This is a genomic window from Geoalkalibacter ferrihydriticus DSM 17813 (assembly GCF_000820505.1).
GTDB lineage: Bacteria > Desulfobacterota > Desulfuromonadia > Desulfuromonadales > Geoalkalibacteraceae > Geoalkalibacter > Geoalkalibacter ferrihydriticus.
Genome location: NZ_JWJD01000002.1, coordinates 418,334 through 440,529 on the forward strand (window position 1 = coordinate 418,334; position 22,196 = coordinate 440,529).

Sequence of the window (22,196 nt, forward strand, 5' to 3'; positions counted from 1 at the left end):
CAAACTCAACAAGTCATCCAAACGTAGGTTTGACCCCGGCAGAAATCACCTGGTTCAGGCCATCGGCGGCGCGCGCCCACTAGAAGGGAGTGGAAATTTTCACCAGTGAGGCGACCGCGCTCTGCCCCCTGGCGTTGTGCAGCCGAGTGAATGTCAGAGTTTTAGCCCCGGGCGTGTCGGGGCTACGCTTGATGCCCATAGGGTCCACGGTCAGGCGCAGAGGTTCAGACCAGAGGTGAGCCTCGGGCCTGCTTAAAACGTCGACGACCAGTTTGAAGTGCGTGCGGTCTGCTTTGGTATCGCAACCGAGCTTTTCAAGTTCGCTTTCAATTTCGTCAGCTTGCTTCCGCAGCACTGAGCAGTCCATGGGCGTTGACAATGCCGAGACGGAAAATCCGCGTGTAGCACGCTCCGAAACCCGTGCTTTGGCTTGGAGCAGGGTGCGGCGGCGCTCCAGCCCGGCACGTTTGTCGCGATGCATGGCAATGCGGTTAAGGGCGATTTGCAGCAGATGGTTGTAGGCGCGCTGCCTCAGGAGGCAGAGAGTTTCTTCCGCCTCCCAAGTCGGATCGAGCAAGCGATGGTTGCTGAAATCGACGGCGACCTGAGGCACGTCCTTGAGAAGGATGTTGCCCTGCGATGCGGTGCCGAATGTAGATTGTTCCCTATAGTCCATAAGCAGCAGAGCATAGATGGAACGGGGCTCGCCACCACCGGGGCTCCGTAACGCGGCCAGGATGGCATCTTGCTCAAAAACGCGCGTCATGTGCTCTGCCGAGGCAAAAAAGAGTTTAAGCCGTGAATCCTGGCCGAACGCGGCACGATCCACCCTGATCGGTTCTTCAAGGCCGTCGACCAGCGCCATCACCTGATCCAGGGCTTTAATAACCACAGGCCTGAGCTTTCTTCGATAGCCTGCAACGCCCCGCAAACAAGAGTCGGTTTCGTCCACGGCCTGCTCGATGGCGGCTCTGACCAAAGATTCAGGATAAGGCCCTGTGTGATTTCTGCGAAAGATGGATTGAAGCATCCCCAACATGGGTTTTTCTCCTTTAGCCTAAAGAAAAAATTTAGTCCTGTGCGCTGTCCGAACGAATCGCGCAGGGGATTTCTTCGTCCGTAACCACAAGAGCTATGTTCAAGCAACCTTCATGCCTCGGGGACCCCATCCCGTTGTTGAAATGTTGAGGAAAGATTGGTAGATTCTGTCTGCACCTACACCCCCTCTATTTTTTCCCAGAGGGCCCGCAAACCTTTCAATTGCGTTAGCCTGACACCCGCTTTCTTGGACTCCAGAATATTAAAAGTGGATTGGACTTATGATAGAAGTGGTAAAACCCTTTGCAGAGTGGTGTGCGGGGATCGTTGAAATCTTAGGAATCGCAATGATCACCTTGTCTGCTCTGTATTCCATCGGATGGGGCATTGCTCAACGGATTAAGACGGGAGACGACCAAAGTGCATTGCTCATTTGGCAGAAAATCCGTCAGCGCATGGGCCGCGGCATCCTGCTCGGCCTGGAATTTCTGATTGCCGCCGACATTATTCATACGGTTGCCGTTGAGTTTACCTTTGAAGCGATCGGTGTCCTTGCACTCATTGTGCTCATTCGAACCTTCCTCAGTTTCACTCTCGAGCTGGAAATTGAGGGCCGCTGGCCCTGGCAGAAACGCGAGTGAGGCAATAGGTTTTAAGCGGAGATTCCCAGAAAACGTCCGCCCTGTTCTGCTTTTCAGCGACTCTACCCTCGGCCCAAGTTGTCCGTCCCATGGCTGATGGGCCGGACATATCATTCAGGAGTGTCCGCCGGCAGACCTTATCCCCGCTGTTCCCGAATTTTTTTGAGGCCACCAATGCAGCAAAAACCCTCTATCAGCAGTGACAGCGGCGCCAAAATCGGACGGATCTGTGAGCGCCCCTCCTGGGTATTCCCTGTGGCCCTGCTGACCAGGGCGGCGCATCAACTCGGGGCGGCGGTCGTTCTGGCGGCGTACCTGCTCGATGCCATTCCGGGGCCACCGATGGCCTACCTGGTGCTGGCTCTGGTCAGCGGCGGAGCACTGCTGGTCACAGAAGGGATGCAGCATCGCCAGATTTTCCGGGAACTGGTGGGAATCATCACCCTGCTGAAAGTCCTCATCTTCGGGGCGGCGTATCATGGTTTTCTGCCGTTGCAGGAAACAACCCTTCTGGCCTTCGTCATGGCCTCGATCGCGGCCCATGCCCCCAAGAAAATCCGGCACAGACTGCTCCTCTAGTGTCCCGTGTGGTTAGTCGTGTCAAATAATTCTGAGGTATTTTTGGTGCTGTCAAGGCGTCGCCAACGCAGGCCTAGCCGTACGCTAAGTCAAGTTGGCGCAACGCAGGNGTCGTGTCAAATAATTCTGAGGTATTTTTGGTGCTGTCAAGGCGTCGCCAACGCAGGCCTAGCCGTACGCTAAGTCAAGTTGGCGCAACGCAGGCAGCGCCAAAAAGAGCCAGAATTAGAAGGCAGGATTAACCGCACGGGGCACTGATACCTCTCGCCGCAAAATTGCCTTTCCCGCCCCTCTCCACCACGTCAGCGCGCGCAGACCGACAAAACAGTTGATCAGATGCTGGGGCCTGAAAAATCAGCCCCCTTCTTGACATCTAGCGGCAATATTTCAGAATTGCCTCTGGCACTGTCGCGCCATCTCGCGGTCCAGGCATTTACCAACAGCTTTTGGATTGCCGGCGGGGACAAAAGGAGGATTGAGGATGTTGCGCAAATTGATTGGTGGAGCTTTAGCCCTTCTGGTCCTGGGAGGTCTGCTTTTTTACACCTTCCGCTATCAGTGGCCGGGGGAAGGTCAGCCGGGGTTGACCATGGCCGACGGCGATCCGCGGCAGGGGCGCCAGGCAATCCTCACTTACGGCTGCGCAAGCTGTCATGTGATTCCCAACGTTCGTCAGGCGACCGGACGGGTGGGTCCCAAGCTGGAAGACATTGGGCGTCAGATCTATCTTGCCGGCGTTCTGCCCAACTCGCCTGACAACATGATTGCGTGGATCATGAATCCTCGTGAAATTTCCCCCAGAACGGCCATGCCCGACCTTGATGTCAGCGCCCAGGATGCTCGGGATATGGCCGCGCATCTCTACGGCCAGAGGCCGGGCCGGAAAAAGGATCACGGCCACGCGGATGCCCGGGAGAACGGTGTTCATCACTCCCGCCAACCCTGAAAATTCCAACCCACCGAGGAGTGCACCCCATGGGAACCCCTGCTGCTGAAGCCGCCACCACCACTGAGTTATTATTTCGAATGGGGGATCGCCTGCGATCCTATCTCTCCCTGGCCAAACCCAGAATCCTGCTGCTGGTGGGGTTGACGGGCCTGGCCGCCATGGTGCTGGAAGGGTCCCTGCTGACCGATCCAATGCGATTTGCCGGAGTGCTCTTGGGAATTCTCCTCGCCGGCGCGGCCGCCAATGCCCTGAACCAGTACTGGGACCGCGACATCGATGGCATTATGGCACGCACCCGGAGCAAGCGACCGATCCCCGCCGGAAGAATCAGCCCCCGCGCTGCCCTCATTTTCAGCCTGGTCTGCGGGCTGGCGGCTCTCTGGCTGTTGCAGACGGCGGGCGGCATGCCGGCGGCCTTGCTGGGACTGGCCACCATGGCGTTTTACGTTCTGATTTACACGGTCTGGCTCAAGCGGCGCACCAGGTTGAACATCGTCATTGGCGGGGTCGCCGGCGCGGCGCCGCCGCTCATTGCCTGGGTGGCCGGCGCCGGCGAATTGGGCCTGGTGCCACTGCTGATGTTTCTGGTTATTCTGCTGTGGACCCCGCCTCATTTCTGGGCCCTGGCCCTCTGCCTCAAAGAGGAGTACGCGCGGGCCGGGATTCCCATGCTCCCGGTGGTGGCCGGTGAGCAGAAAACCTGCACCCAGATCACCGCCTATGTTGTCTTGCTCCTTCCGTCCACCGTCTGGCTCGGCATCAGTGCGGATCTCAGTTGGCTCTATTTCATCGGGGCGACGCTGCTTGGCCTGAATCTGGTGCGCAGGGTACACGCCCTGCGACGGCACAGAGACCGGCAGGCCGCGCGGGCACTCTTCAACTATTCCATTTTCTATCTCGCCGCCCTGTTTTTTCTAATGCTGCCCCCCCAATGGTGACCGGCCATGACGATGAACAGACTCAATAAAACAAAAACCAGAATCGGGCTCTCGGTCGCGTCGATTTTCGGCTTGGGCGTCTTATTGCTCCTGACGACCCTGTTGCTCACCGGTTGCGAGGTCGAACGGCCGCACTCCATCCTCGACCCGGCCGGTCCCGCAGCCGGTCTTATCTCCGATCTGTGGTGGCGGATGTTCTGGGTCTACGGCCTGGTCTTTGTCATCACCCTGACGCTGCTGGTTCTCGCCTTATTCGCCCGCCGGCGGGAATCTCCCGCGCTGGGCTTTCGCTTTGTTTTTGTGGCCGGGATCGCGATTCCGGCCCTGATAATGGTCATCATGCTGGTGGATACCCTGCGGGTCATGGGGCACCTCCACGCCACGTCCGAAGATCTGCATGTGCAGGTGATCAGCCATCACTGGTGGTTCGAGGTGCAGTATCCCGAACAGGGCGTGACGGATGCCAACGAGATTCATGTCCCGGTGGGCAGCATGGTGCGTTTCGAGTTGATCTCGGATGGCGTGATGCACAGTTTCTGGGTGCCGCGCCTCGGCGGCAAGCGCGATATGCTGCCGGATTACTATACCGAGCTGTATCTGCAGGCGGATGAACCCGGGGTCTATCACGGCACCTGCACCGAATACTGCGCAGGGGTGCATGCGCTTATGGGTTTTCGCCTGGTGGCGCATGAACCGGAGGATTTTGCCCGCTGGGTGGAAAAAGCCGCCGAGCCGCCGCCCGCGCCCACCGACCCACACCTGCAGCGTGGGCGCGAAGCGTTCATGAGCGGCGGTTGCGGTGCATGTCACACCATCAAAGGCGTATCGCGGGGCACCATGGGCCCCGACCTGACTCTGATCGGCGGACGGCATACCCTGGGGGCCGGAACCCTGGACAACAACAGAGGAAATCTGGCCGGATGGATTGCCAATCCGCAGGCCATCAAGCCCGGGAATATGATGCCGAAGTCCTACCTGGAGCCCGAAGACCTCAACGCCCTTGTTGACTATCTGTGGAGCCTGCAATGAAACCTGACGCCCAGACCGAAGAACGCTTCACCCGGGTTTGGCAGTCGCGCCCCGGCATCCTCGGCTGGATCGCCGAGGTCAACAACCGGCCCCTGGGTGTGCGTTACATGGTCACCTCGTTGGTGTTTTTTGCCATGGCGGTGGTCATGGCCCTGACCATGCGCACACAACTCGCCCTGCCTGACAACAACCTGCTGTCGCCGGACACTTACAACGCCCTTTTCACCATGCACGGCTCCACCATGCTGTATCTTTTCGCCGTGCCGTTTGTCGAGGGCCTGGGGCTTTTTCTCATCCCCCTGATGATCGGTGCCCGCGATGTGGCTTTTCCGCGACTGACCAGCTTTGGCTACTGGATGTACGTGTTCGGCGGCCTGATCCTCTTTTCCAGTTTTCTCTTCGGCACCGTGCCGGACGCGGGCTGGACGGCCTACACGCCCATGTCCGGATCGAAGTACTCAGGCCCGGGTATGGACTTCTGGCTGCTGGGCCTGGGCCTGCTTGAATTTGCCGGCATTACCGCCGCCATCGAGATTGTGGTCACCATCCTGAAATTCAGGGCTCCCGGCATGGCCCTGAAAAATCTGCCGCTCATGGCCTGGATCAATCTGATCATCGGCATTATGATTTTGTTTTCATTCCCGGTTCTGCTGCTCGCAACTCTCATGCTGGAATTGGACCGAGCCTTCAGCTTTCAGTTTTTCAATCCCGACCTGGGTGGCAGCTCGCTGCTCTGGCAGCACCTCTTCTGGTGGTTCGGGCATCCCGAGGTGTATATCATTTTTTTGCCGGCCACCGGCGTGATTTCCACCATCATTCCGGTCTTCGCGCGGCGACGTATCGTAGCCTATCCGCTCATTCTCGCGGCGCTGCTGATTACCGGCTTCGTCAGTTTCGGCCTCTGGACCCATCATATGTTCACCACCGGCCTGCCCGAGCTGCCGATGCTTTTTTTCACGGCCGCAAGCTTCATGGTCGCTCTGGCCGCCGGTATTCAGATTTTTGCCTGGGTCGCCACCCTGTGGGGCAGTCGCCCCCGGCTCAGCGTACCGATGCTCTACATCCTGGCCTTCTTTTATATCTTCGTCCAGGGCGGGTTGACCGGGGTGATGGTGGCAACCATGCCCTTTGACTGGCAGGTGCACGACACGGCCTTCGTGGTGGCGCACTTCCACGACGTGCTGATCGGCGGGGCGGTGCTGCCCTTTCTGGCGGGCCTTCACTACTGGCTGCCCAAAATAACCGGGCGCCTGGCGGGCGAGGTCTGGGATCGGGTCGCCGTCGGCCTCATCTTTGTCGGCTTCAACCTGACTTTTGTGCCCTTGTATATTGCCGGGCTGTTCGGCATGCGGCGGCGGATCTACACCTACCCCGAAGAAATGGGGATCGGCACCCTCAATCTGGTTTCGACCCTGGGTTCCTACATGCTCGCTCTGGGTTTCGCCGTCGCCCTGCTCAGTCTGATCTGGCACAGTCGGCGGGGGCGCCCGGCCTCCAGCGATCCCTGGCAGGGTGGAACTCTGGAATGGTCCATACCCTCACCGCCGCCGGTTTACGGCTTTCGCAGTATTCCCGTGGTTAGAGATCTCTACCCCCTCTGGCCGCCGGTCGCATCTGGAAAAGCATCTGTCGATCCGATTGATGAAGACGAATACACCAAAGAACTCAAGCGCGTGGAGGCGGCCATGGATTGCCGGCCGTCCGGTTGGCGCGGCACCTTGGTCACCGACGGGATCAACGGACGTCCGCTGGCGGTTCAAACCCTACCGGGGCCGACCCTGCTGCCTTTCTGGATGGCCGTCATTCTGACCCTGGCAACGGTTTTCTTTCTCGCGCAGTTTTATCAAGCATCCGCCCTGGTCGCGATTGTCGCTCTGGGCTTATCCTTTTATTGGGTCAGTCGCGAGCCGGTCTTTGATCGGCAGGAGAAAGAGGAGCTTGAAGCGCGCCTGGGATTGCCCTTGCTGACTACCGGCAACCTCTCCACCGGCTGGTGCGGCATGGTGGGGTTTCTTGTCGTGCTCCTTACCGTTCTCGGAGCCCTGGTTTTTTCATACTTTTATTTGCGCCTGTATTCGCAGCACTGGCCGCAGGGGGGGCTGCCCTTGCCACAACTCAGCTCCGCCGCGCCGATCTTTGGTCTGTTGGCTGTGGCCGGCGTGGCGCAGATCTGCAGTGCCTGGGGCTGGCGCCGTCACCGTCGCTCAGTGCTCATTGGCGGATTGGCGGCAAGCGTCTTTTTCGGATTCGGCTTTATCCTGGCCCAAGTGCGGTCGCTGGCTGCTGAACCTTTCCTGCCCTCAACCAATGCCTATGGTTCGATCTTCTTTACCCTCAACGGTTATGTGCTGCTGTTGACCCTGGTCGGCATTTGTCTGTTGATCGGCACTCTGGCACGGGTTCTCCGCAAGGACGAGCCGCTCTCAAATCCCAGGCTGGTTCTGTGGCTGCAGAACAGCGAAATGTTCTGGTTTTTCTGCGTTTTTTGCGGCCTGTGTGGATTTTTGGTCATCTATCTCGTGCCCCACCTGCTTTAGGAGGCTATTGATATGTCAAGCGCTGTTGTGCAAGCGTCGGGTCCCCGGGACTGGCGGCGCTGGTTCGCGTTTCTCGGTGGTGGAATCGCCTGGACTTTCCATTTGCTGTCCATCTATGCGGTCGGGGAATTCGGTTGTGTCAGCGGGATGGATCGTTTTACCTATGGGGGAATCAGCGCGGTTGCCTGGATGATCATCATTCTCAGCGCCATGGCGCTGACCATTGCCGTAACGGCGGCGCTCATCGGCTATCGGGACAAGCGCTGGGACAGCGCGCAGGAAAGCGCCCGGCCCGAGGATGAAGGCGGGCGCTTTCTCTCCAGTTTCGGCTTTTTGCTGAGCAGTTTGTTTTCCCTGATCATATTGTTCGAAACGCTGCCGGTTTTTGCTTACCTGGGCGGGTGCTGACCGGCTTGGAACGCCTGTCCGCAGGCGCCCTATTCAAGCCACTGCCATTCGATTGAGTCAATATCTGATCCTCGTGACCAGCCTGGGCACACCGATTGAAGGCACCCACGTCGATTCGCCTGCGGCCCTGGCAATCACCTCAGAACTCACCACCGGGTGCAGAGCAGATGGCTTCTGAAGGAGAAAAAAAGGACATACAGACAGGGCGCCTGGGAACCTTCGCCGGCGTCTTTACCCCGAGCATTCTGACGATTCTCGGGATTATTCTGTTTCTGCGCACCGGGTACGTGGTGGGCAGCGCCGGGCTGCTCCAGATTCTTCTGATTATAGGCCTGGCCAACATTATTTCGATTTTCACCAGCCTGTCTCTCTCTGCCATCGCAACCAACCTTAAAGTCAAGGGCGGGGGCGATTATTATCTGATCTCAAGAACTCTCGGTTTTGAATTCGGCGGGGCCATCGGCATTGTCCTATTTCTCGCTCAAGCCGTTTCCATTGCTTTTTACTGCATAGGTTTCGGCGAGGCGTTGGCGATGGCGGCATTCGCCTCGACCCCTGGCGTCTCGCCGCGCCTGATCGCTCTGGCGGCGGTGGCGTTTCTGTTTGTTTTTGCCTGGATGGGGGCCGACTGGGCGAGCCGGTTTCAGTTTCTGGTCATGGGCCTGCTGGTCGCGGCGCTGGCTTCCTTTTTTGTCGGCGGCGCCCTGCAATGGAACCCGACGACCTTAAGCGCCAACCTGAGTGCTCCGGCTGACGGATTGCCTTTTTGGGTGCTGTTCGCCCTGTTTTTCCCTGCGGTGACCGGCTTTACCCAAGGGGTGAGCATGTCCGGAGATCTGCAGGACTCCAGCCGAAGCCTGCCGCTGGGAACCCTCCTTGCTGTCGGTGTGTCGATGATGGTCTACCTGGGCGCGGCGGTGATTTTTTCAGGGGCGCTCTCCAATCAGGAACTGACCAGGGACTATCAAGCCATGAGCCGCATCGCGCTTTTCCCAGGGTTGATCACCGCCGGGGTGATTGCCGCAACCCTGTCATCAGCAATGGCCTCGTTCCTCGGTGCGCCGCGCATCCTTCAGGCCTTGGCCGCGGACCGGATTTTCCCGCGACTCGATTTCTTTGCCCAAGGCGCCGGGCCCGCCAACAATCCGCGCCGGGCGATTGTCCTGGCCGGGGGGATTGCCTGCTTGACCATCGCCCTGGGTAATCTCAATGTGGTCGCGCCGGTGGTGTCGATGTTTTTTCTTGTCTCATACGGGTTACTGAATTACGCGACCTATTATGAAGCCGACACGGAAAGTCCCTCCTTCCGGCCGGCGTTCCGGTGGTTTCACAAAAGATTAAGCCTGATTGGCGCCCTGGCCTGCCTGGGCATCATGCTGGCCATCGATCCTGCCACCGGCATTATCGCCGTAGCCATTCTGCTGGCCATCTACCAGTATCTGCGCCGAACCGCCGATCCGGCACGCTGGGCCGACAGCCGCCGCGCCCATGAGCTTCAGCGAATCAGGGAAGGCCTGCTGGGGATCAAGGCCACGCCTGAGCATCCCCGGGACTGGCGACCGCAGATTCTCGCCTTTACCCAAGACGCGCATCGGCGTCCACGCCTGCTGCGCCTGGCTGCCTGGTTGGAAGGAGGTTCCGGCCTGACGACCCTGGTCACCCTGCTGCAGGGCAAGGATCTACTGCTGGCAAAGCAGAAAGAGCAACTGCAAGTGGAATTAAGGGGCGATATCAAAGAGCATAACCCGGCAGCCTTCCCGCTGGTGCTGACCACCCCGGACGGCGAGATCGCCGTCCATACCCTGTTACAGACCCACGGCATCGGTCCGCTGCGCGTTAACACCATTTTGCTTAACTGGATCGAGCCAGAGCAAGGAGAAGATCTAAAAATGCGCCAGGTGCTGCTCGGGCGGCAGCTGAAAACCGTTTACCGGCAAAATTGCAACATCTGTATTTTGCATGCGGAAGAACATGCCTGGGAACGGTTGATGGCCACCGACAGGGCACAATCCTGCATCGACGTCTGGTGGTCTGATGATGCCAGCGGTCGCTTGATGCTGCTCTTTGCCTATCTGCTGACGCGCTCCAGCGATTGGGAGGACACGCCCCTGCGCCTCCTGGCATTTCGCGACAACCGGTCACAGCAAGATCAGGAAACCGCCCTGCGCGCAGCGCTCAGTGACGCAAGAATCGGGGCTGAGATTGTCTTTGTGGCGCAACGGCACAAGGCTGACCTTATCGCCGCATCCGAACCTGCATCGATCATTTTTCTCCCCTTTACCCTGCAGCGTGATCAGCTTAAGCTGCCCATTGAGGAGCCGATCGAGGATCTGCTGGATCAGCTGCCGCCAACGGTCATGGTGTTGGCCGCCGAAGATATCGATCTGAGCGCAGAACCCGATGAAGGCGCTGCCGCGGAGCTGGCTAAGGCCAGGGATCTGGTGGAAAAACTGGCAGAACGCGCCGAAGAAGCTGATAAGCTCGCCACAGAGGCTGAAGAGAAGGCACAAAAGGCAGAGCAGGTGTTGCGTGAGGCACTGCAGCAGGATCAGACCGAGCAGGATGAGGAACAGATCGCGCAACTGACCCGGGAGCATGACGATCATGCAGAAGCCGCGGACAAAGCGCGGCGCCAGGCCGCTAAGGACCGCGTTAAAGCCGATGATGCCGCGCAAGAAGAAAGTAAGCAGACCGAGACCGGCAAGGGCAAAAACGGCGGGGAGCCGTGACAAAAACGCGGCGGATGCGGGTCAGGTTAGGTTTTCCAAGGAGCCCCTAGCCTAACCCTGCGCCGGCGGCAGGCGTAATGTTTTCATCTCCTGTGGGTTGAAAAATCACGAATCCGTTTTCTTCATCGCCTGATGGTAAAAATCGATGAGGAAATCGGCATCCTTGGGTGAGAGATCGAACTGAAAAACGGCCTCATCGACAAGCTTGTGGAGTGTTTTGTCGGGATGTTCCTCGATATGGGCAGACATCCACCTAATGGCGCGGCGCAGATCTTCACCCTTGGGCAGCAGGTCATTCATGGCGTTCCTCCTTAAAATCCGTGCAGAGCGGGCAGAATCAGACTCCTTTGAGCACTTTGAGCAGGTGCGGCACAAGCTGCTTTTTGCGCGAAAGCACCCCTTTAAGTTCGTAGATATTCTCCTCCACCTGAGGATAGCTGATGACGTAGGGCAACTCCTTGCCGCCGAGGGCCAGCAGCAGGCTGGTTTCCTGCACGATGTCGGTAACCAGGAGTCCGGCCACGTCAAGATGACGCTCCTCTTTAATCTTCGCGAGGGTGTCCACGAGGGCGTCTTTCAAATTGTGGAATTCCTGAAAGTTGACCACCTCAACCTGACCCACACCGAACTTCTGCTCCCCGGCATCGTACTCCTTAAAATCCGCCAGGACCAGGTGGCGGGGCGAAGGATAGGCTGCCAGGGCGCTACCGGCCGAAAAAATGCGTTTGCCGAAATCCTGAGGGTCGAAGCCAGACAAGCTGCCCAGCCACTTGGCCAGTTCTCGGTCGGTCGTGGTGGTGGTAGGCGATTTGAGGATCACCGTGTCTGAGAGCAGACCGGCGAGCATTAGTCCGGCGGTGACACGATCGGGCTCGATGCCACTTTGACGATAAAGGCTCGCCACCACCGAGCAGGTGCTGCCCAGGGGCTGGTTGATGAAGCGAATGGGATGGTCCGTATGAAAATTGCCGAGGCGGTGATGGTCGACCACCTCGATAATTTCGACCTTGTCGGCACCGTTGACCGCCTGCCCCAGTTCGTTATGATCGACCAGAATCAATTTGACCGGTGAAGGCCGCAACAGATTGCTCTTGGTCGCCACGCCGCACACCCGTCCTTCACCGTCAAGCACCACGACTCCCGGGTCGTCGCTGTGCAGCAACTTGAGGCGTAAATCCTCAAGGCGATCCAAAGCGCTTGTGGTGGTGAAGTCATCCTTGACCAGATGATGCACGGGCGTGGAAAGGCGCGTCAGCCAGCTGGTGGTCGCCGTGTCAAAGGGGGTGGAGATGATGGAAACCTGGTTGCGCACACCCACCTCGAGAATTTCCGGAGGCACCGGCAGGCTGCCGGTCACAATGAGGACGCGCACGCCCAATTCGACGGCCTCGCGCAGAATTTTCAGGCGATCACCCGTCACCAGGATCATCGCGCGCGGATCAAGCCCCTCCATGCGGCTATGAAAGGTCGCCGAGTCCATGGCGCCGACATAGAGATCGAGGTTCTCGATGCTCTCACCGTCCACCAAATTCAGCGCACTGGCCTTGAGGCATTTCATAATGGAGGCCGGGCTGGCCTGCACGCGGCGGATGTCCTTTTCCTGGCGCGGCACCAGGAAGCGCTCCGAGACCCTTTTGAGAAACAAGGCGCCCAAAGGGCGATTGTCCGCATCGACCACGGGCAGCATGCGAATGCTGTGCAGATGAAAAAGCTCCAGGGCGCGTGACAGAGGCGCGTCATGGGCAATGGTCACCACATGCTCACCCAACACATCTCGCACCCGCGGATGGACATCGGTGAGTACCGGCGGAATGGGCAGGGCGAGTTCTTCCAGCACGAACTCGGTCTGACGGTTGATGTTGCCGGCGCGCGCCGCCTGGACTCCTTCCAGGCCTTGGGCGGCGCGCAGGCGCGCATAGGCCATGGCGCTGCAGATGGAATCGGTATCCGGATTTTTATGGCCGATGACGTAAATGGTTGAAGCGCTCATTGATTCTCCGCAATAAACATGATTTTGTTGATATCAGTGGATTTAAGGCCTAAAGCAGGCGGCCGCGGACGTCGCCCACATTGAGAACATTCTCGACGACTCCGATGGCGGGCCGCCCCAGGTCATCGAACCAGACATAAACGTCGCCGTCGCCCGTGTCGAAGATCTCCTCGTCGATTTCGACGCGACAGAGAATGCCACTACTGGGGAAGTCCGTGCCAAACGGCCGGTGGCCTTCGGCATAGACCTGCACGATGATCGATCCGGATCCATGGCGGGTGAAGGTGGGAATTTCATAACGCCCACCCGGGACGATTTCGCCGAAATAACCGGCGCGAAAATTATAAAAGGCGGTGAGTACGTCGTTGAAAAAACCATCCTCGGGCATTTCGTAAACTTCGCGGCTCTGTTCTCCGCCGCGGATGCGATCGCGGTAGATTTCGCCCTCGGCATAATTGTAGGTATAGCGGCTGATACGGGTCGCACGACTGCTACCCCGCCCGCGGGTGGTCTGGGACTCGTAGACCAGGGAACGCAGCCGCCCATCGGGCAGACGCTCCATCACCGAGGAGAAGACGTCGCTGCGATTGCGGGTCAGAGTGGCGGCGAGTCCGCGAGTGTTGGTGTCGAGCGTCGCCCGGTATGTTCCGGATTCCTGCCCGGGAACAAAGCTCAGGCGGGCATGAGCCAGCCGGTTGAACCATAAAAACGAGATATCATAGGGCAGCGATTCGCCCACCATGGCGGCCAGCGGATCCTCTTCCTGAAGCACGAGGGGAGCCGTCACCTCGGGTTCGGCGGGTTCGGATGCCAGCGGGTCGACAGAATCTGCCGCCTCAACCTCGGCGGCCACATCCGAGGTGGTGACGGTCGCGACTGCGGATTCATCTTCGGCACAAGCAGCGGGCCCCGAAAATCCTGATCCTGCCCCGAGCAACAGCGCGAACAAAAAAATCGGACGAAGAATGGCTATTTTCATACAAACAGAACTCCGATGAAAATCAAGTAAGCGGTCAGCAGCAATGCGCCGCGCGGTCGGTCGAGCTTCATCCCAGGCAGAAGCAAGGGGATCAGGGCGATGCTGAAGGCGAGCATGATGGGTAATTCGAAGCGCAGCACGGACGGGTCGATGCTCAACGGGCGAATCATGGGGCAGATGCCGAGGACAAAGAGAACGTTGAAAATGTTACTGCCGATCACGTTGCCGACGCTCAGATCCATCTCTCCTTTCCAGGCGCTCACGACCGAGGCCGCCAACTCGGGCAGACTGGTTCCCAGCGCCACCACCGTCATGCCGATGACCAGTTCGGAAATACCCAGAGCGGTGGCGATGATCACCGCCGAGCGCACCATGAGCTCAGCCCCCACGCCGAGGCCGACCATACCGAGGCCGATGAACACCAGGTGGCGCCGGCGCGACTCACCGGGCCTTCCCCGAGGTGCCTCGGCATCCACCTCAACCACGGACCCTGTACGCGCGGTGCGCAAGCAGTAGAGCAAAAACCCGATGAGCAGCAGAAACAGAATAAGCCCGTTAGCAAAGCCCAGTACACCATCCAGCACGAACAGGTAGAGCAACAGGGACACCCCGATCATGAAAGGGATTTCCCGCATCAGAGTGCTGCGCGCCACGGTCATGGGCATCATCAGGCCGGCGACGCCGAGAATCAAGCCGACATTGGCGATGTTCGAGCCGATGATGTTGCCCGCGGCGATATCGGAAGATCCCTTGAACGCTGCCAGCAGCGACACCATGAGTTCGGGCATGCTGGTGGCAAAGGCGATCACCGTCATGCCGACAATCAGGGGCCGCACACCGAAGGAGAAAGCCAGGTGCGAACTGCCGGTGACCAGGTATTCGGCGCCATAATAGAGCAAAAGAAGTCCGGCGAAAAACACCAGAACGGTCAGAACCATATCCATGAATCGACACCGCAAGATACTTGAGTGAAAAACGTTAAGGACCCCGCAGGGGGCTGGTGCCAAAGATTAAGCGATCCTTGCGGCAAGCGCAAGACACTATCGTTGTCGCCCTTGCAGGACGGCGACTTGACATCCATATCTTGCAATAATAGAATTAGCCGAATTAATTATTGACCAACGTTGTCAACATCTCGCGCGGAGACCAATCCTGGCATGGAATTCGATAAATCTCACACATTTGACCGGGAAGCTGAAATCCTCAAGGTGCTCGGCCATCCGGTGCGGCTCAAGATCGTCGCCGGCCTTATTTCCCAAACCTGTAATGTAAAAAAGATCTGGGAATGTCTCGGGTTACCCCAGGCAACCGTTTCCCAGCATCTTGCCCTACTCAAGAACAAGCACATCATCGAGGGCCGTCGTGAGGGTGTCGAGGTTTTCTACCACGTGGTCTCCGAGGAAGCGCGCGATATCGTCTCCGCCCTTTTCGGCCGGCGTACCTGATCCTCATGGATGTTTTTCTCTCAGCCGGTCGCGAGCGAAGAGTTCGCACCGGTCATCCCTGGGTCTTCAGCAACGAGATCGCCCGGGTTGACGGGCAGGCCGCTCCCGGCGACGCAGTCGCGGTGCATACCGCCAAGGGTGAATTCCTCGGCGTCGGTCATTTCAACCCACAGTCCCTCATCAGCATCCGCCTGCTCTCCACCCGCCGTGAAGATATAGACTCTGCCGATTTTTTTCGCGAGCGTATCAGCCGCGCGCTGGCCTATCGCCGCACGCTTTACGGCGACCTCGACGGCCTGCGCCTGGTTTACGGGGAGAGTGATTTTCTGCCTGGGCTGGTGGTGGATCGCTATGGCCCGGTGCTGTCTCTACAGTTTCTCAGCCTGGGCATGGACAAACGACGTAGCCTGATTGTGGGCGCCTTGCAGGAGCTTCTGCAACCCCAGGCGATCGTAGCGCGCAACGATGTCGGCGTGCGTGACCTGGAAGGACTGCCCCAACAGATTGAGGTGCTCAGGGGGGAGGTTCCCGAGGAGGTGGTCGTCAGGGAAAACGGCCTGTCCTTTGCCGTGGACATTCTCGGCGGACAGAAAACCGGGCATTTTCTTGATCAAAAGGAAAACCACATGGCTCTGCGCGAGCGGGTTGCGGGCGGACGGGTACTTGATCTGTTCTGCTATTCCGGAGCCTGGGCCGTGCACGCCGCCCATTTCGGCGCACGCGAGGTGCTCGGCATCGACATCTCGCCCGGTGCTCTCGATCTGGCCCGAGGTAATGCCGCGCGTAACGCTTTGGCGCAACTCTGCAGTTTCCGCCAGGGAGATGTCTTTGAAGTGCTGCGCGACTTGGCCGCACGCGGCGAGCGATTCGACACGATCGTGCTCGACCCGCCGGCCTTCGTCAAAAGCAAGAAACGTCTGACGGAAGCCGTGCGCGGCTACCTGACCATCAACCGCCGCGCCATTGAACTGCTGGAGCCCGGTGGCTTTCTCTTCACCTGCTCCTGCTCCCATCACATGCAGCGCGATCTCTTCCTCGACACCCTGCGCCAGGCCGCGCTTAAGGCGCGGCGCACCCTGCGTCTGATCGAGGTGGGTGGCCAGGCCCTGGATCATCCGGTGCTTCTTGCCTGCCCCGAAACCGAATATCTCAAGTGCGCCATCCTGCAGGCCGTTTAAAGGCGCACCGGTATACGCGCCCAAGGCGCCGCCTGCGCCGGCCTAGAGCTTTAACGGCGCTCTCGCCAGCCCGTAGATCACTTCGTAGGTCGCAGGAATGCGCCCGTCACAGGCAAAACGCTCGCCGTAGATCTCGCTCATGCGCTGCATGACCCGGCGCGATGCCAACCCGGGAGGGCGGTGGTCACTGGCGTTCTGGGCTCCGATTTTCTTCAGGGCGCGCAGCAGATCGGCCACCGTTGCATGCCACTCCACCTCCCGCTCGCTCCACAACCTCAGGATTCTGAAATCCGTCGCCGCCAAGGCCTCTCCGACCCCTTCACGCCCAGGAAACTCCTGTACGTGCGAGCGCCCCAAAGCATTGACCTCGGCAACCGCCTGACGATGGGAATAACGCAGCTCGTGCAGGGTCTGCGCGCCGAACAGGGCAAAGGCGAACAGCCCACCCGCAGCGAGGATCCGCTGGGCCTCACCAAAGGCCTGGGGCAAATCGTTCATCCATTGGTAGACCGAGGCGGACAACGCCAAGCTAAAAGCCCCCGAGGCAAAGGGCAGCAGCTGAGCATCGCAATCGACAGCCAGCGCTCCAGGCAGAACCGCAGCGGCATGACGGGTCATGCCGGGGGCGATGTCACAGATGACCAGAGAAAGATCGGGATTCTGCTCGAGCAGACACCGGCCCACCTCTCCGGTGCCGGTTCCCACATCGAGGACCCGCCCGGAATCGGCCAGGGGCAAGGCTTCATCCACGAGCCGCGCGGCGACGATTTTCTGCACCTTGGCAAAACGATCGTAGTCGGCGGCATGGCAGGAAAAGTGTTCCCGCACCTGGCGCAGCAAGACTGCGCTCATGACAGAAACTCGCGCCAGAGGGACAGAATTTGTTCGGGGCGGCTGAAAAAGGGCGCGTGGCCGACATCTGCCAATTCATGCAGCCGGGCGTCGGGGATAGCGGAGGCCAGATAACGCCCCGCCGCCACGGGGGTGATGGCGTCGTTGCGCCCATGCACCACCAGCGTCGGGCATCCGAGGGTATGCAGGTCGGCGCGCAGATCGACCTGGCGCAAGGTTTCCAGAGCCGCAAGGGCTGCCTCCGGGGCCGGAACACGACCTGGGCGCACGGCGAATGCGAGGATCTGACGATAGCGCTGCGGAGTAATTTCTTCAGGGCCGAACTGCAGGGCAAAAAAATCGCCGAGCGTCTTTTCATAGACGCGCCGCAGATTGCGCGCGAGGCTGCGCACCTGGACGTCGGGCAGGCCATGAATCCAGTCTTCGGCATTGGAGAAGCGCGGGGTGGTGGCCACCAGCAACAGACGCTCAATACGTTGGGGTTCAACCTGCGCCAGTTTCAGCGCCACCTGCCCCCCCAGCGACCAGCCACCCAGATAAAAGGTGTCGAGATTCAGGGCGTCGAGCCATTGCCGCAGGTCGGCGGAAAAATCCTCGAGTCCGAAACCAGGGGCGCAATCGGACGAACCATGACCGCGCAGATCTGGAGCCAGTACGCGAAAATCCGCGGCGAGACCTTCAATCATTTCGCTGAACACCGTTGCGGACAAAGACCAGCCATGCAGCAGCACCAGAGGCGGTCCTTGGCCTGCGTCACGATAAGACAGGGTGTGACCGTCGGCAAGAGTCAGAGTGTTCATGGGCTCTCCATAGGCATCAGCCAAAGGCAAATGACAGGGATAAAATCGGATCAATGCGGACCAGAGCCAGGATCCGGAGACGGGCTTGCATGCAGAACCTCGATGATCGTTGCGGCGGCCTGCGCAAGTTCCTGAGGGTCATGATCACTCATGATCGTGGCGCGCAGCCGACAGCGCCCTTCGGACACCGTCGGCGGACGGATGCCTTGAAGAAAGATCCCCTTTTCGAGCAACGCGGCAGCCGCTGCCATGGTCGGGTGCGGGCTGCCGGTTAAAATCGGCACGATCTGAGTGGTGCTGCCGCATAAGTCCAGTCCGGCCGCGCGCAGGGGGGCGGCGAAAATTTCCCGCTTGGCCTGCAGGGTGGCGCGTCTGTGGCGGCCTTCTTCCCCGCCTACCAGCTCAAAGGCGGCGATGGCCGCGGCGAGCACCGCCGGCGGCAGGCTGGTGGAAAAAATGAACGGACGTGAGCGGTTGACAAGGATGTCGACCACCACGCGCGGCGCGGCAAGAAAGGCCCCAAAACCGCCCAGTGCCTTGCCCAGGGTGCCCATGTGCAGGTCGATGCGGTGCAGACAACCCAGCGCTTCGGCGCTGCCGCGTCCGGTAGCGCCGAGAACACCGGTGCCATGGGCGTCATCCACCATCAACAAAGCATCGTAGTGCTCTTTGAGGTCGGCCAGGGCGGGCAGCGGCGCCATGTCGCCGTCCATGCTGAACACCCCGTCGGTGACAATGAACCAACGCCCGCGACGCTGGGGCCATTCCCGCTTCATCAGGGTTTCCAGAGCGTCAACGTCACGATGAGGATAGACCAAAGTCCGCGCCCGCGACAGGCGACAGCCGTCGATGATCGAGGCGTGGTTGAGGGCGTCGGAGAAAATGATATCTTCGGGTCCGGCCAAGCCTTGCAGGATACCGGTGTTGGCGGCATAGCCGGAATTGAACACCAGGGCGGCTTCGCTGCCCTTAAATGCGGCGATGCGCTCTTCGAGTTCCTCATGCAGCGCCAGGCTTCCCGAAACCAGACGACTGGCACCGCTGCCGGTGCCCAGATCCAAGCTTGCCGCGGCGGCGGCGCGGGCCAGTAGCGGATGCCCGGCCAAACCCAGATAGTTATTGGAACACAACAACAGCACCTCGCGCCCATCGAGCCTAACGCGTGGACCCTGCACACCCTCAATGGTGCGCAGAGAGCGCAACATGCCTGCGCGCGCCAACTCTTCGAGGTTTCGCCGCCAGTTCTCCATCAAATGCGTTCCTGGGGCGGATGAATGGCGCCGATCTCTTCAACCAAAAAAACCTGCTGTTCAAGAAAGCTGATCAGGTCAGAAAAATGAACAGCCTGTTCATCGACAAAAAAGGCGCGGCCGCCCCGCTCGTCGCCACGGGGTTTGAGCTCACTGATACGCACATAGCCCAGGGCCGGGGAGGCGACGTAGCCCGTCGTGTAATCGGGATCATCCGACCAGCAGAGTTCGGCGAGCATCCCGGGAGCGGCAAGAACCTTGGCGGCCAGCACCAGCGCCTCGCGGACATGGATACTATCCAGGGCGTAATGGGCGAGCCCGGCGCGCAGGCGCGCTTGCGCCGCGGCGCTTAAATCCATTCGGGTCACACGCACGCCGCGCCCTGCGTCAGGCTCATAACGCCGACCATCGCGCGCACCGACCAGCATGGCTCCGCGCATGCTCTTGCCCTCCGGTGCGCCCCCCCGGACGAGCTGCGCCAAAGCGCCGCGCGCCGCAGCTTCACTCACCCCGGACCGCTGCAGAAGCTCGATTGCCAGATCGCGCCCGGCATGAAAATCGGCGACGCACACCGTGCGCACGTCGGGCAAACGTCCACGCACCACCTGTGCCGCACCAACCAGGTCAACGGCCAGGCGCAGAGTCTGCGCTCGTCCGCGGGGATGAGCCAAGGCACGGCGCACCAGCATGGCGGCGGCCTGCTCAACTTCTCCCGCGGGCACCAGGCGCTCCCCCCCGGAAAGGTGGGCGCCCTCACGCGTGGCATGCATGCGTACGCTGTAGAGTTCTGTATTCATGGCAGAGAAAATTAGCATGCGTCCGCAACCCTGTCAACCGAGACCGGGGCGAGGGTTGACAAAGCATCCTTCACCTGAAGTCCGGAAAAACTTTTCCGGGCATTAAGGTTGTGTTACCCTCATCACATTTATCAGCACAAGCAAGTGAAAGGAGACATTTCGGCCATCATGTTCAATCACGAATCAGTGCTGCTCCTACAGGCATCCCTGACCCTGTACCTGGCAGCCGCGTTTGCGCAACTCTTTCTGCTCGGCGGCGAGCGCCCCACTCTTCGCCGTTGCGCCCTGACCCTGACCGGCATCGCGTTTGCCGGACAAACCCTCTATCTGGGTGCGGCCTGGATCCAGGAAGGTTATCTGCCGGTCACCAATCTGTTCTCCACCCTGTTTTTTTTCAGCTGGGCCATGGGCGGCACTTTTCTGTACTTCGAACTGCGTTACCGCATCGGCGCCGCCGGCTTGTTCGTTCTGGGCCTGACCATGCTGCTGCTGGTGGGTGCCCTGCGGCGCGGCCCGATGATTTCGCCCCTCATCCCCGCTCTGGACACTCCCTTGTTCACCATGCATGTGGCGTTTTCCTTTATGGGGTACGCCATGTTCGCCATGGCGTTTTCGGTCGCCATGGCTTATCTGATGCCGCGCTTCTTACGACCGGCGAGCATGCCGCCGCGTGAGCTGCTGCGGCGCCACAATGAAGAGGCGATCCTGCTGGGCTTCGTATTCTTCTCCCTGTGCATGATCAGCGGCAGCATCTGGGCCTATGTGGCCTGGGGACACTGGTTCTCCTGGAACATCAAGGGCGTCTGGTCTTTTATCGTCTGGCTGTTCTATGCCGGCATGTGCCACGCCAAATTCGTCCGCCGCTGGCAAGGCGAAGGTTATGCGCTGCTCTCCATCGCCGGCTTTGGCGTGGTGCTGTTCACCTACCTCGGCATCGGCCTGCTGCTGCAAAGCAATCACCCCTTGGAATAAAGCAAAGAGTGACCCATGTTTATTAAAATCTGGAATTGGCTAACCTCGCTCAAGCTGGCCATCGTGCTCGCATCCCTGGCAACCCTGGTGATCATGATCGGATCCCTGATCATGCATTACTACCCTGCGGCCTTCGGCGATTTGGACCGCGTTACCCTCGGCAGCTGGTATCCCGAAGCGGCGCAAAGCACCCCCTGGCACACGCTGTGGATGCCCATCGCCGCCGTTCTGCTGATCGCCTTTGCCATCAACACCCTGTGCTGCCTCATCGACTGGTTGCTGCGCCTGCGCACCCGCTGGCGCAAGACCGGCGAGTACCTGATCCATTTCGGCTTCTGCCTGTTGCTGCTGGCGTTTTTCTGGGGGAATATTTCCGGCTACCGGAGCGCAGGCAATCACCTGGCCGTGGGCGAAACACTGGAATTGCCCCATCACGCGGGGCTGAGCCTACGACTGGATGAATTTCAGCCGGTGTTCGATGAAACCGGTCGCCGCCCCCTCGACATGATCAACCACCTCACCCTGCTCAAAGGCGATCAGGTCGTCAAGTCCGCCGAAGCACGCACCAACCATCCCCTTATGCATCGCGGCCTGGTCGTTGTGGCGGCCAGTTTCACCCGCGAGGCGATCGGGTTTCGCTTCCTCGTGCCCGGCCGCGGGCAAGTGGCTCTGGAACCTGGAAAGACCCTGGCCCTGCCCGGCGGCGAAGTGCTCCTGGTCAAGGAATTTCTGCCCAACGCCCGACGCATGGGCAACCGCGTGCTGCCCCTGGGCGGAGGCCTGATGGCTCCAGCCCTGCACCTGGAACTGCGAACGGAACAGGAGACGGTCTGGGAGGGCTGGTACCTTCTGCGCGAAGGGCCGCCTCTACCACTGGTGCAGCGGGGCCTCGCATTGCGGCCTACCGAACCGCTGCTGCGCACCTACTCGATCCTGACCATCAACCACGACCCGGGTGCGCGCATGGCTCTGGTCGGTGGGTTGGCCATGTGCGCCGGGGTTTTCATCGCCATTTTCTCCTATTATGCCAAACGGCGCCGACACGATCGTCCCGACATTCTTTAAAAACTTCGCGTACCTGTTCA

21 protein-coding genes are annotated in these 22,196 nt (G+C 59.8%); 12 read left to right on the plus strand and 9 right to left on the minus strand.

All coding sequences use genetic code 11. The features are described 5' to 3' along the window. Positions 1–79: 79 nt before the first annotated feature. Positions 80–1,039, minus strand: a complete 960-nt coding sequence (locus GFER_RS08070) for a hypothetical protein (protein ID WP_040098214.1) — start codon at positions 1,037–1,039, stop codon at positions 80–82. Positions 1,040–1,319: 280 nt separating this feature from the next. On the opposite strand from GFER_RS08070, the gene GFER_RS08075 reads away from it, so the two are divergent. From GFER_RS08075 to GFER_RS08110, 8 genes are all read left to right on the plus strand, one after another. Further along, entirely contained in the window at positions 1,320–1,679 is a 360-nt protein-coding gene (locus tag GFER_RS08075; RefSeq protein ID WP_040098216.1) for a DUF1622 domain-containing protein, read from the plus strand. Positions 1,680–1,853: 174 nt separating this feature from the next. Then, on the plus strand, positions 1,854–2,258 hold the full coding sequence (locus GFER_RS08080) for a hypothetical protein (protein WP_040098217.1): 405 nt from the start codon (positions 1,854–1,856) through the stop codon (positions 2,256–2,258). A 481-nt stretch (positions 2,259–2,739) separates the two neighbouring features. After that, the gene (locus GFER_RS08085) at positions 2,740–3,204 is read left to right on the plus strand and encodes a c-type cytochrome (RefSeq protein ID WP_052446186.1); all 465 of its coding nucleotides are present in this window, start codon (positions 2,740–2,742) and stop codon (positions 3,202–3,204) included. 29 nt (positions 3,205–3,233) lie between these two features. Then, the gene (locus GFER_RS08090; protein ID WP_082047971.1) at positions 3,234–4,145 is read left to right on the plus strand and encodes a heme o synthase; all 912 of its coding nucleotides are present in this window, start codon (positions 3,234–3,236) and stop codon (positions 4,143–4,145) included. Between the two features lie 6 nt (positions 4,146–4,151). Then, positions 4,152–5,174 carry a cytochrome c oxidase subunit II gene (locus GFER_RS08095; protein ID WP_052446188.1) on the plus strand — a complete coding sequence of 341 codons (1,023 nt, stop codon included), beginning with the start codon at positions 4,152–4,154 and terminating at the stop codon, positions 5,172–5,174. After that, the gene (locus GFER_RS08100; protein WP_052446190.1) at positions 5,171–7,711 is read left to right on the plus strand and encodes a cbb3-type cytochrome c oxidase subunit I; all 2,541 of its coding nucleotides are present in this window, start codon (positions 5,171–5,173) and stop codon (positions 7,709–7,711) included. Before GFER_RS08095 ends, GFER_RS08100 begins: the two co-directional genes overlap by 4 nt. Before the next feature lie 12 nt (positions 7,712–7,723). Further along, positions 7,724–8,119, plus strand: a complete 396-nt coding sequence (locus GFER_RS08105; RefSeq protein WP_052446192.1) for a hypothetical protein — start codon at positions 7,724–7,726, stop codon at positions 8,117–8,119. A 167-nt stretch (positions 8,120–8,286) separates the two neighbouring features. Further along, positions 8,287–10,848: an amino acid permease gene (locus tag GFER_RS08110; RefSeq protein WP_052446193.1), complete on the plus strand. Its 2,562-nt coding sequence runs from the start codon at positions 8,287–8,289 to the stop codon at positions 10,846–10,848. 105 nt (positions 10,849–10,953) lie between these two features. Here the strand turns inward: GFER_RS08110 and GFER_RS08115 are convergent, their stop codons facing one another. From GFER_RS08115 to GFER_RS08130, 4 genes are read right to left on the minus strand one after another with little or no spacing between them, the layout of a single operon-like run. After that, complete coding sequence (locus GFER_RS08115) at positions 10,954–11,148, minus strand: hypothetical protein (RefSeq protein WP_040098222.1); 195 nt, start codon at positions 11,146–11,148, stop codon at positions 10,954–10,956. A 37-nt stretch (positions 11,149–11,185) separates the two neighbouring features. Continuing rightward, on the minus strand, positions 11,186–12,838 hold the full coding sequence (locus GFER_RS08120; protein WP_040098224.1) for a putative manganese-dependent inorganic diphosphatase: 1,653 nt from the start codon (positions 12,836–12,838) through the stop codon (positions 11,186–11,188). Between the two features lie 49 nt (positions 12,839–12,887). Beyond that, complete coding sequence (locus GFER_RS08125; RefSeq protein WP_040098226.1) at positions 12,888–13,817, minus strand: DUF3108 domain-containing protein; 930 nt, start codon at positions 13,815–13,817, stop codon at positions 12,888–12,890. Then, the gene (locus tag GFER_RS08130; protein ID WP_052446195.1) at positions 13,814–14,761 is read right to left on the minus strand and encodes a calcium/sodium antiporter; all 948 of its coding nucleotides are present in this window, start codon (positions 14,759–14,761) and stop codon (positions 13,814–13,816) included. Before GFER_RS08130 ends, GFER_RS08125 begins: the two co-directional genes overlap by 4 nt. A gap of 213 nt (positions 14,762–14,974) precedes the next feature. Between GFER_RS08130 and GFER_RS08135 the strand changes: the two genes are divergently transcribed. Together GFER_RS08135 and GFER_RS08140 are read left to right on the plus strand one after the other, a co-directional pair. Next, positions 14,975–15,262, plus strand: coding sequence for an ArsR/SmtB family transcription factor (locus tag GFER_RS08135; protein ID WP_040098228.1), 288 nt, complete (start codon positions 14,975–14,977; stop codon positions 15,260–15,262). A gap of 5 nt (positions 15,263–15,267) precedes the next feature. Next, positions 15,268–16,440 (plus strand): class I SAM-dependent rRNA methyltransferase, encoded by a 1,173-nt coding sequence (locus tag GFER_RS08140; protein WP_040098230.1) that lies wholly within the window; start codon positions 15,268–15,270, stop codon positions 16,438–16,440. A 42-nt stretch (positions 16,441–16,482) separates the two neighbouring features. Here GFER_RS08140 and GFER_RS08145 read toward each other — a convergent pair whose 3' ends face one another. The 4 genes from GFER_RS08145 to GFER_RS08160 are packed head-to-tail and all read right to left on the minus strand — an operon-like array spanning position 16,483 to position 20,157. Continuing rightward, a complete protein-coding gene (locus GFER_RS08145) occupies positions 16,483–17,292 on the minus strand; it encodes a methyltransferase domain-containing protein (protein WP_040098232.1) in 810 nt (269 codons plus the stop codon). Continuing rightward, a complete protein-coding gene (locus GFER_RS08150; RefSeq protein WP_040098235.1) occupies positions 17,289–18,092 on the minus strand; it encodes an alpha/beta fold hydrolase in 804 nt (267 codons plus the stop codon). Before GFER_RS08150 ends, GFER_RS08145 begins: the two co-directional genes overlap by 4 nt. A 50-nt stretch (positions 18,093–18,142) precedes the next feature. Beyond that, positions 18,143–19,342 carry an 8-amino-7-oxononanoate synthase gene (gene bioF, locus GFER_RS08155; protein WP_052446197.1) on the minus strand — a complete coding sequence of 400 codons (1,200 nt, stop codon included), beginning with the start codon at positions 19,340–19,342 and terminating at the stop codon, positions 18,143–18,145. Next, positions 19,342–20,157 (minus strand): 6-carboxyhexanoate--CoA ligase, encoded by an 816-nt coding sequence (locus GFER_RS08160; RefSeq protein ID WP_200889305.1) that lies wholly within the window; start codon positions 20,155–20,157, stop codon positions 19,342–19,344. The genes bioF and GFER_RS08160 overlap by 1 nt, the downstream gene beginning before the upstream one ends. Positions 20,158–20,307: 150 nt before the next feature. Here GFER_RS08160 and ccsA point away from each other — a divergent pair, with 150 nt between their 5' ends. Together ccsA and GFER_RS08170 are read left to right on the plus strand one after the other, a co-directional pair. Then, on the plus strand, positions 20,308–21,111 hold the full coding sequence (ccsA, locus tag GFER_RS08165) for a cytochrome c biogenesis protein CcsA (RefSeq protein ID WP_052446199.1): 804 nt from the start codon (positions 20,308–20,310) through the stop codon (positions 21,109–21,111). A gap of 15 nt (positions 21,112–21,126) precedes the next feature. Further along, entirely contained in the window at positions 21,127–22,176 is a 1,050-nt protein-coding gene (locus GFER_RS08170; RefSeq protein ID WP_040098236.1) for a cytochrome c biogenesis protein ResB, read from the plus strand. Positions 22,177–22,196: the final 20 nt, after the last annotated feature.

Excerpts from the sequence above, each read along its gene's own strand:
- GFER_RS08070 (WP_040098214.1), bottom strand. The coding sequence starts at position 1,039 with ATGTTGGGGATGCTTCAATCCATCTTTCGCAGAAATCACACAGGGCCT.
- GFER_RS08075 (WP_040098216.1), top strand. The coding sequence starts at position 1,320 with ATGATAGAAGTGGTAAAACCCTTTGCAGAGTGGTGTGCGGGGATCGTT.
- GFER_RS08080 (WP_040098217.1), top strand. The coding sequence starts at position 1,854 with ATGCAGCAAAAACCCTCTATCAGCAGTGACAGCGGCGCCAAAATCGGA.
- GFER_RS08085 (WP_052446186.1), top strand. The coding sequence starts at position 2,740 with ATGTTGCGCAAATTGATTGGTGGAGCTTTAGCCCTTCTGGTCCTGGGA.
- GFER_RS08090 (WP_082047971.1), top strand. The coding sequence starts at position 3,234 with ATGGGAACCCCTGCTGCTGAAGCCGCCACCACCACTGAGTTATTATTT.
- GFER_RS08095 (WP_052446188.1), top strand. The coding sequence starts at position 4,152 with ATGACGATGAACAGACTCAATAAAACAAAAACCAGAATCGGGCTCTCG.
- GFER_RS08100 (WP_052446190.1), top strand. The coding sequence starts at position 5,171 with ATGAAACCTGACGCCCAGACCGAAGAACGCTTCACCCGGGTTTGGCAG.
- GFER_RS08105 (WP_052446192.1), top strand. The coding sequence starts at position 7,724 with ATGTCAAGCGCTGTTGTGCAAGCGTCGGGTCCCCGGGACTGGCGGCGC.
- GFER_RS08110 (WP_052446193.1), top strand. The coding sequence starts at position 8,287 with ATGGCTTCTGAAGGAGAAAAAAAGGACATACAGACAGGGCGCCTGGGA.
- GFER_RS08115 (WP_040098222.1), bottom strand. The coding sequence starts at position 11,148 with ATGAATGACCTGCTGCCCAAGGGTGAAGATCTGCGCCGCGCCATTAGG.
- GFER_RS08120 (WP_040098224.1), bottom strand. The coding sequence starts at position 12,838 with ATGAGCGCTTCAACCATTTACGTCATCGGCCATAAAAATCCGGATACC.
- GFER_RS08125 (WP_040098226.1), bottom strand. The coding sequence starts at position 13,817 with ATGAAAATAGCCATTCTTCGTCCGATTTTTTTGTTCGCGCTGTTGCTC.
- GFER_RS08130 (WP_052446195.1), bottom strand. The coding sequence starts at position 14,761 with ATGGATATGGTTCTGACCGTTCTGGTGTTTTTCGCCGGACTTCTTTTG.
- GFER_RS08135 (WP_040098228.1), top strand. The coding sequence starts at position 14,975 with ATGGAATTCGATAAATCTCACACATTTGACCGGGAAGCTGAAATCCTC.
- GFER_RS08140 (WP_040098230.1), top strand. The coding sequence starts at position 15,268 with ATGGATGTTTTTCTCTCAGCCGGTCGCGAGCGAAGAGTTCGCACCGGT.
- GFER_RS08145 (WP_040098232.1), bottom strand. The coding sequence starts at position 17,292 with ATGAGCGCAGTCTTGCTGCGCCAGGTGCGGGAACACTTTTCCTGCCAT.
- GFER_RS08150 (WP_040098235.1), bottom strand. The coding sequence starts at position 18,092 with ATGAACACTCTGACTCTTGCCGACGGTCACACCCTGTCTTATCGTGAC.
- bioF (WP_052446197.1), bottom strand. The coding sequence starts at position 19,342 with ATGGAGAACTGGCGGCGAAACCTCGAAGAGTTGGCGCGCGCAGGCATG.
- GFER_RS08160 (WP_200889305.1), bottom strand. The coding sequence starts at position 20,157 with ATGCTAATTTTCTCTGCCATGAATACAGAACTCTACAGCGTACGCATG.
- ccsA (WP_052446199.1), top strand. The coding sequence starts at position 20,308 with ATGTTCAATCACGAATCAGTGCTGCTCCTACAGGCATCCCTGACCCTG.
- GFER_RS08170 (WP_040098236.1), top strand. The coding sequence starts at position 21,127 with ATGTTTATTAAAATCTGGAATTGGCTAACCTCGCTCAAGCTGGCCATC.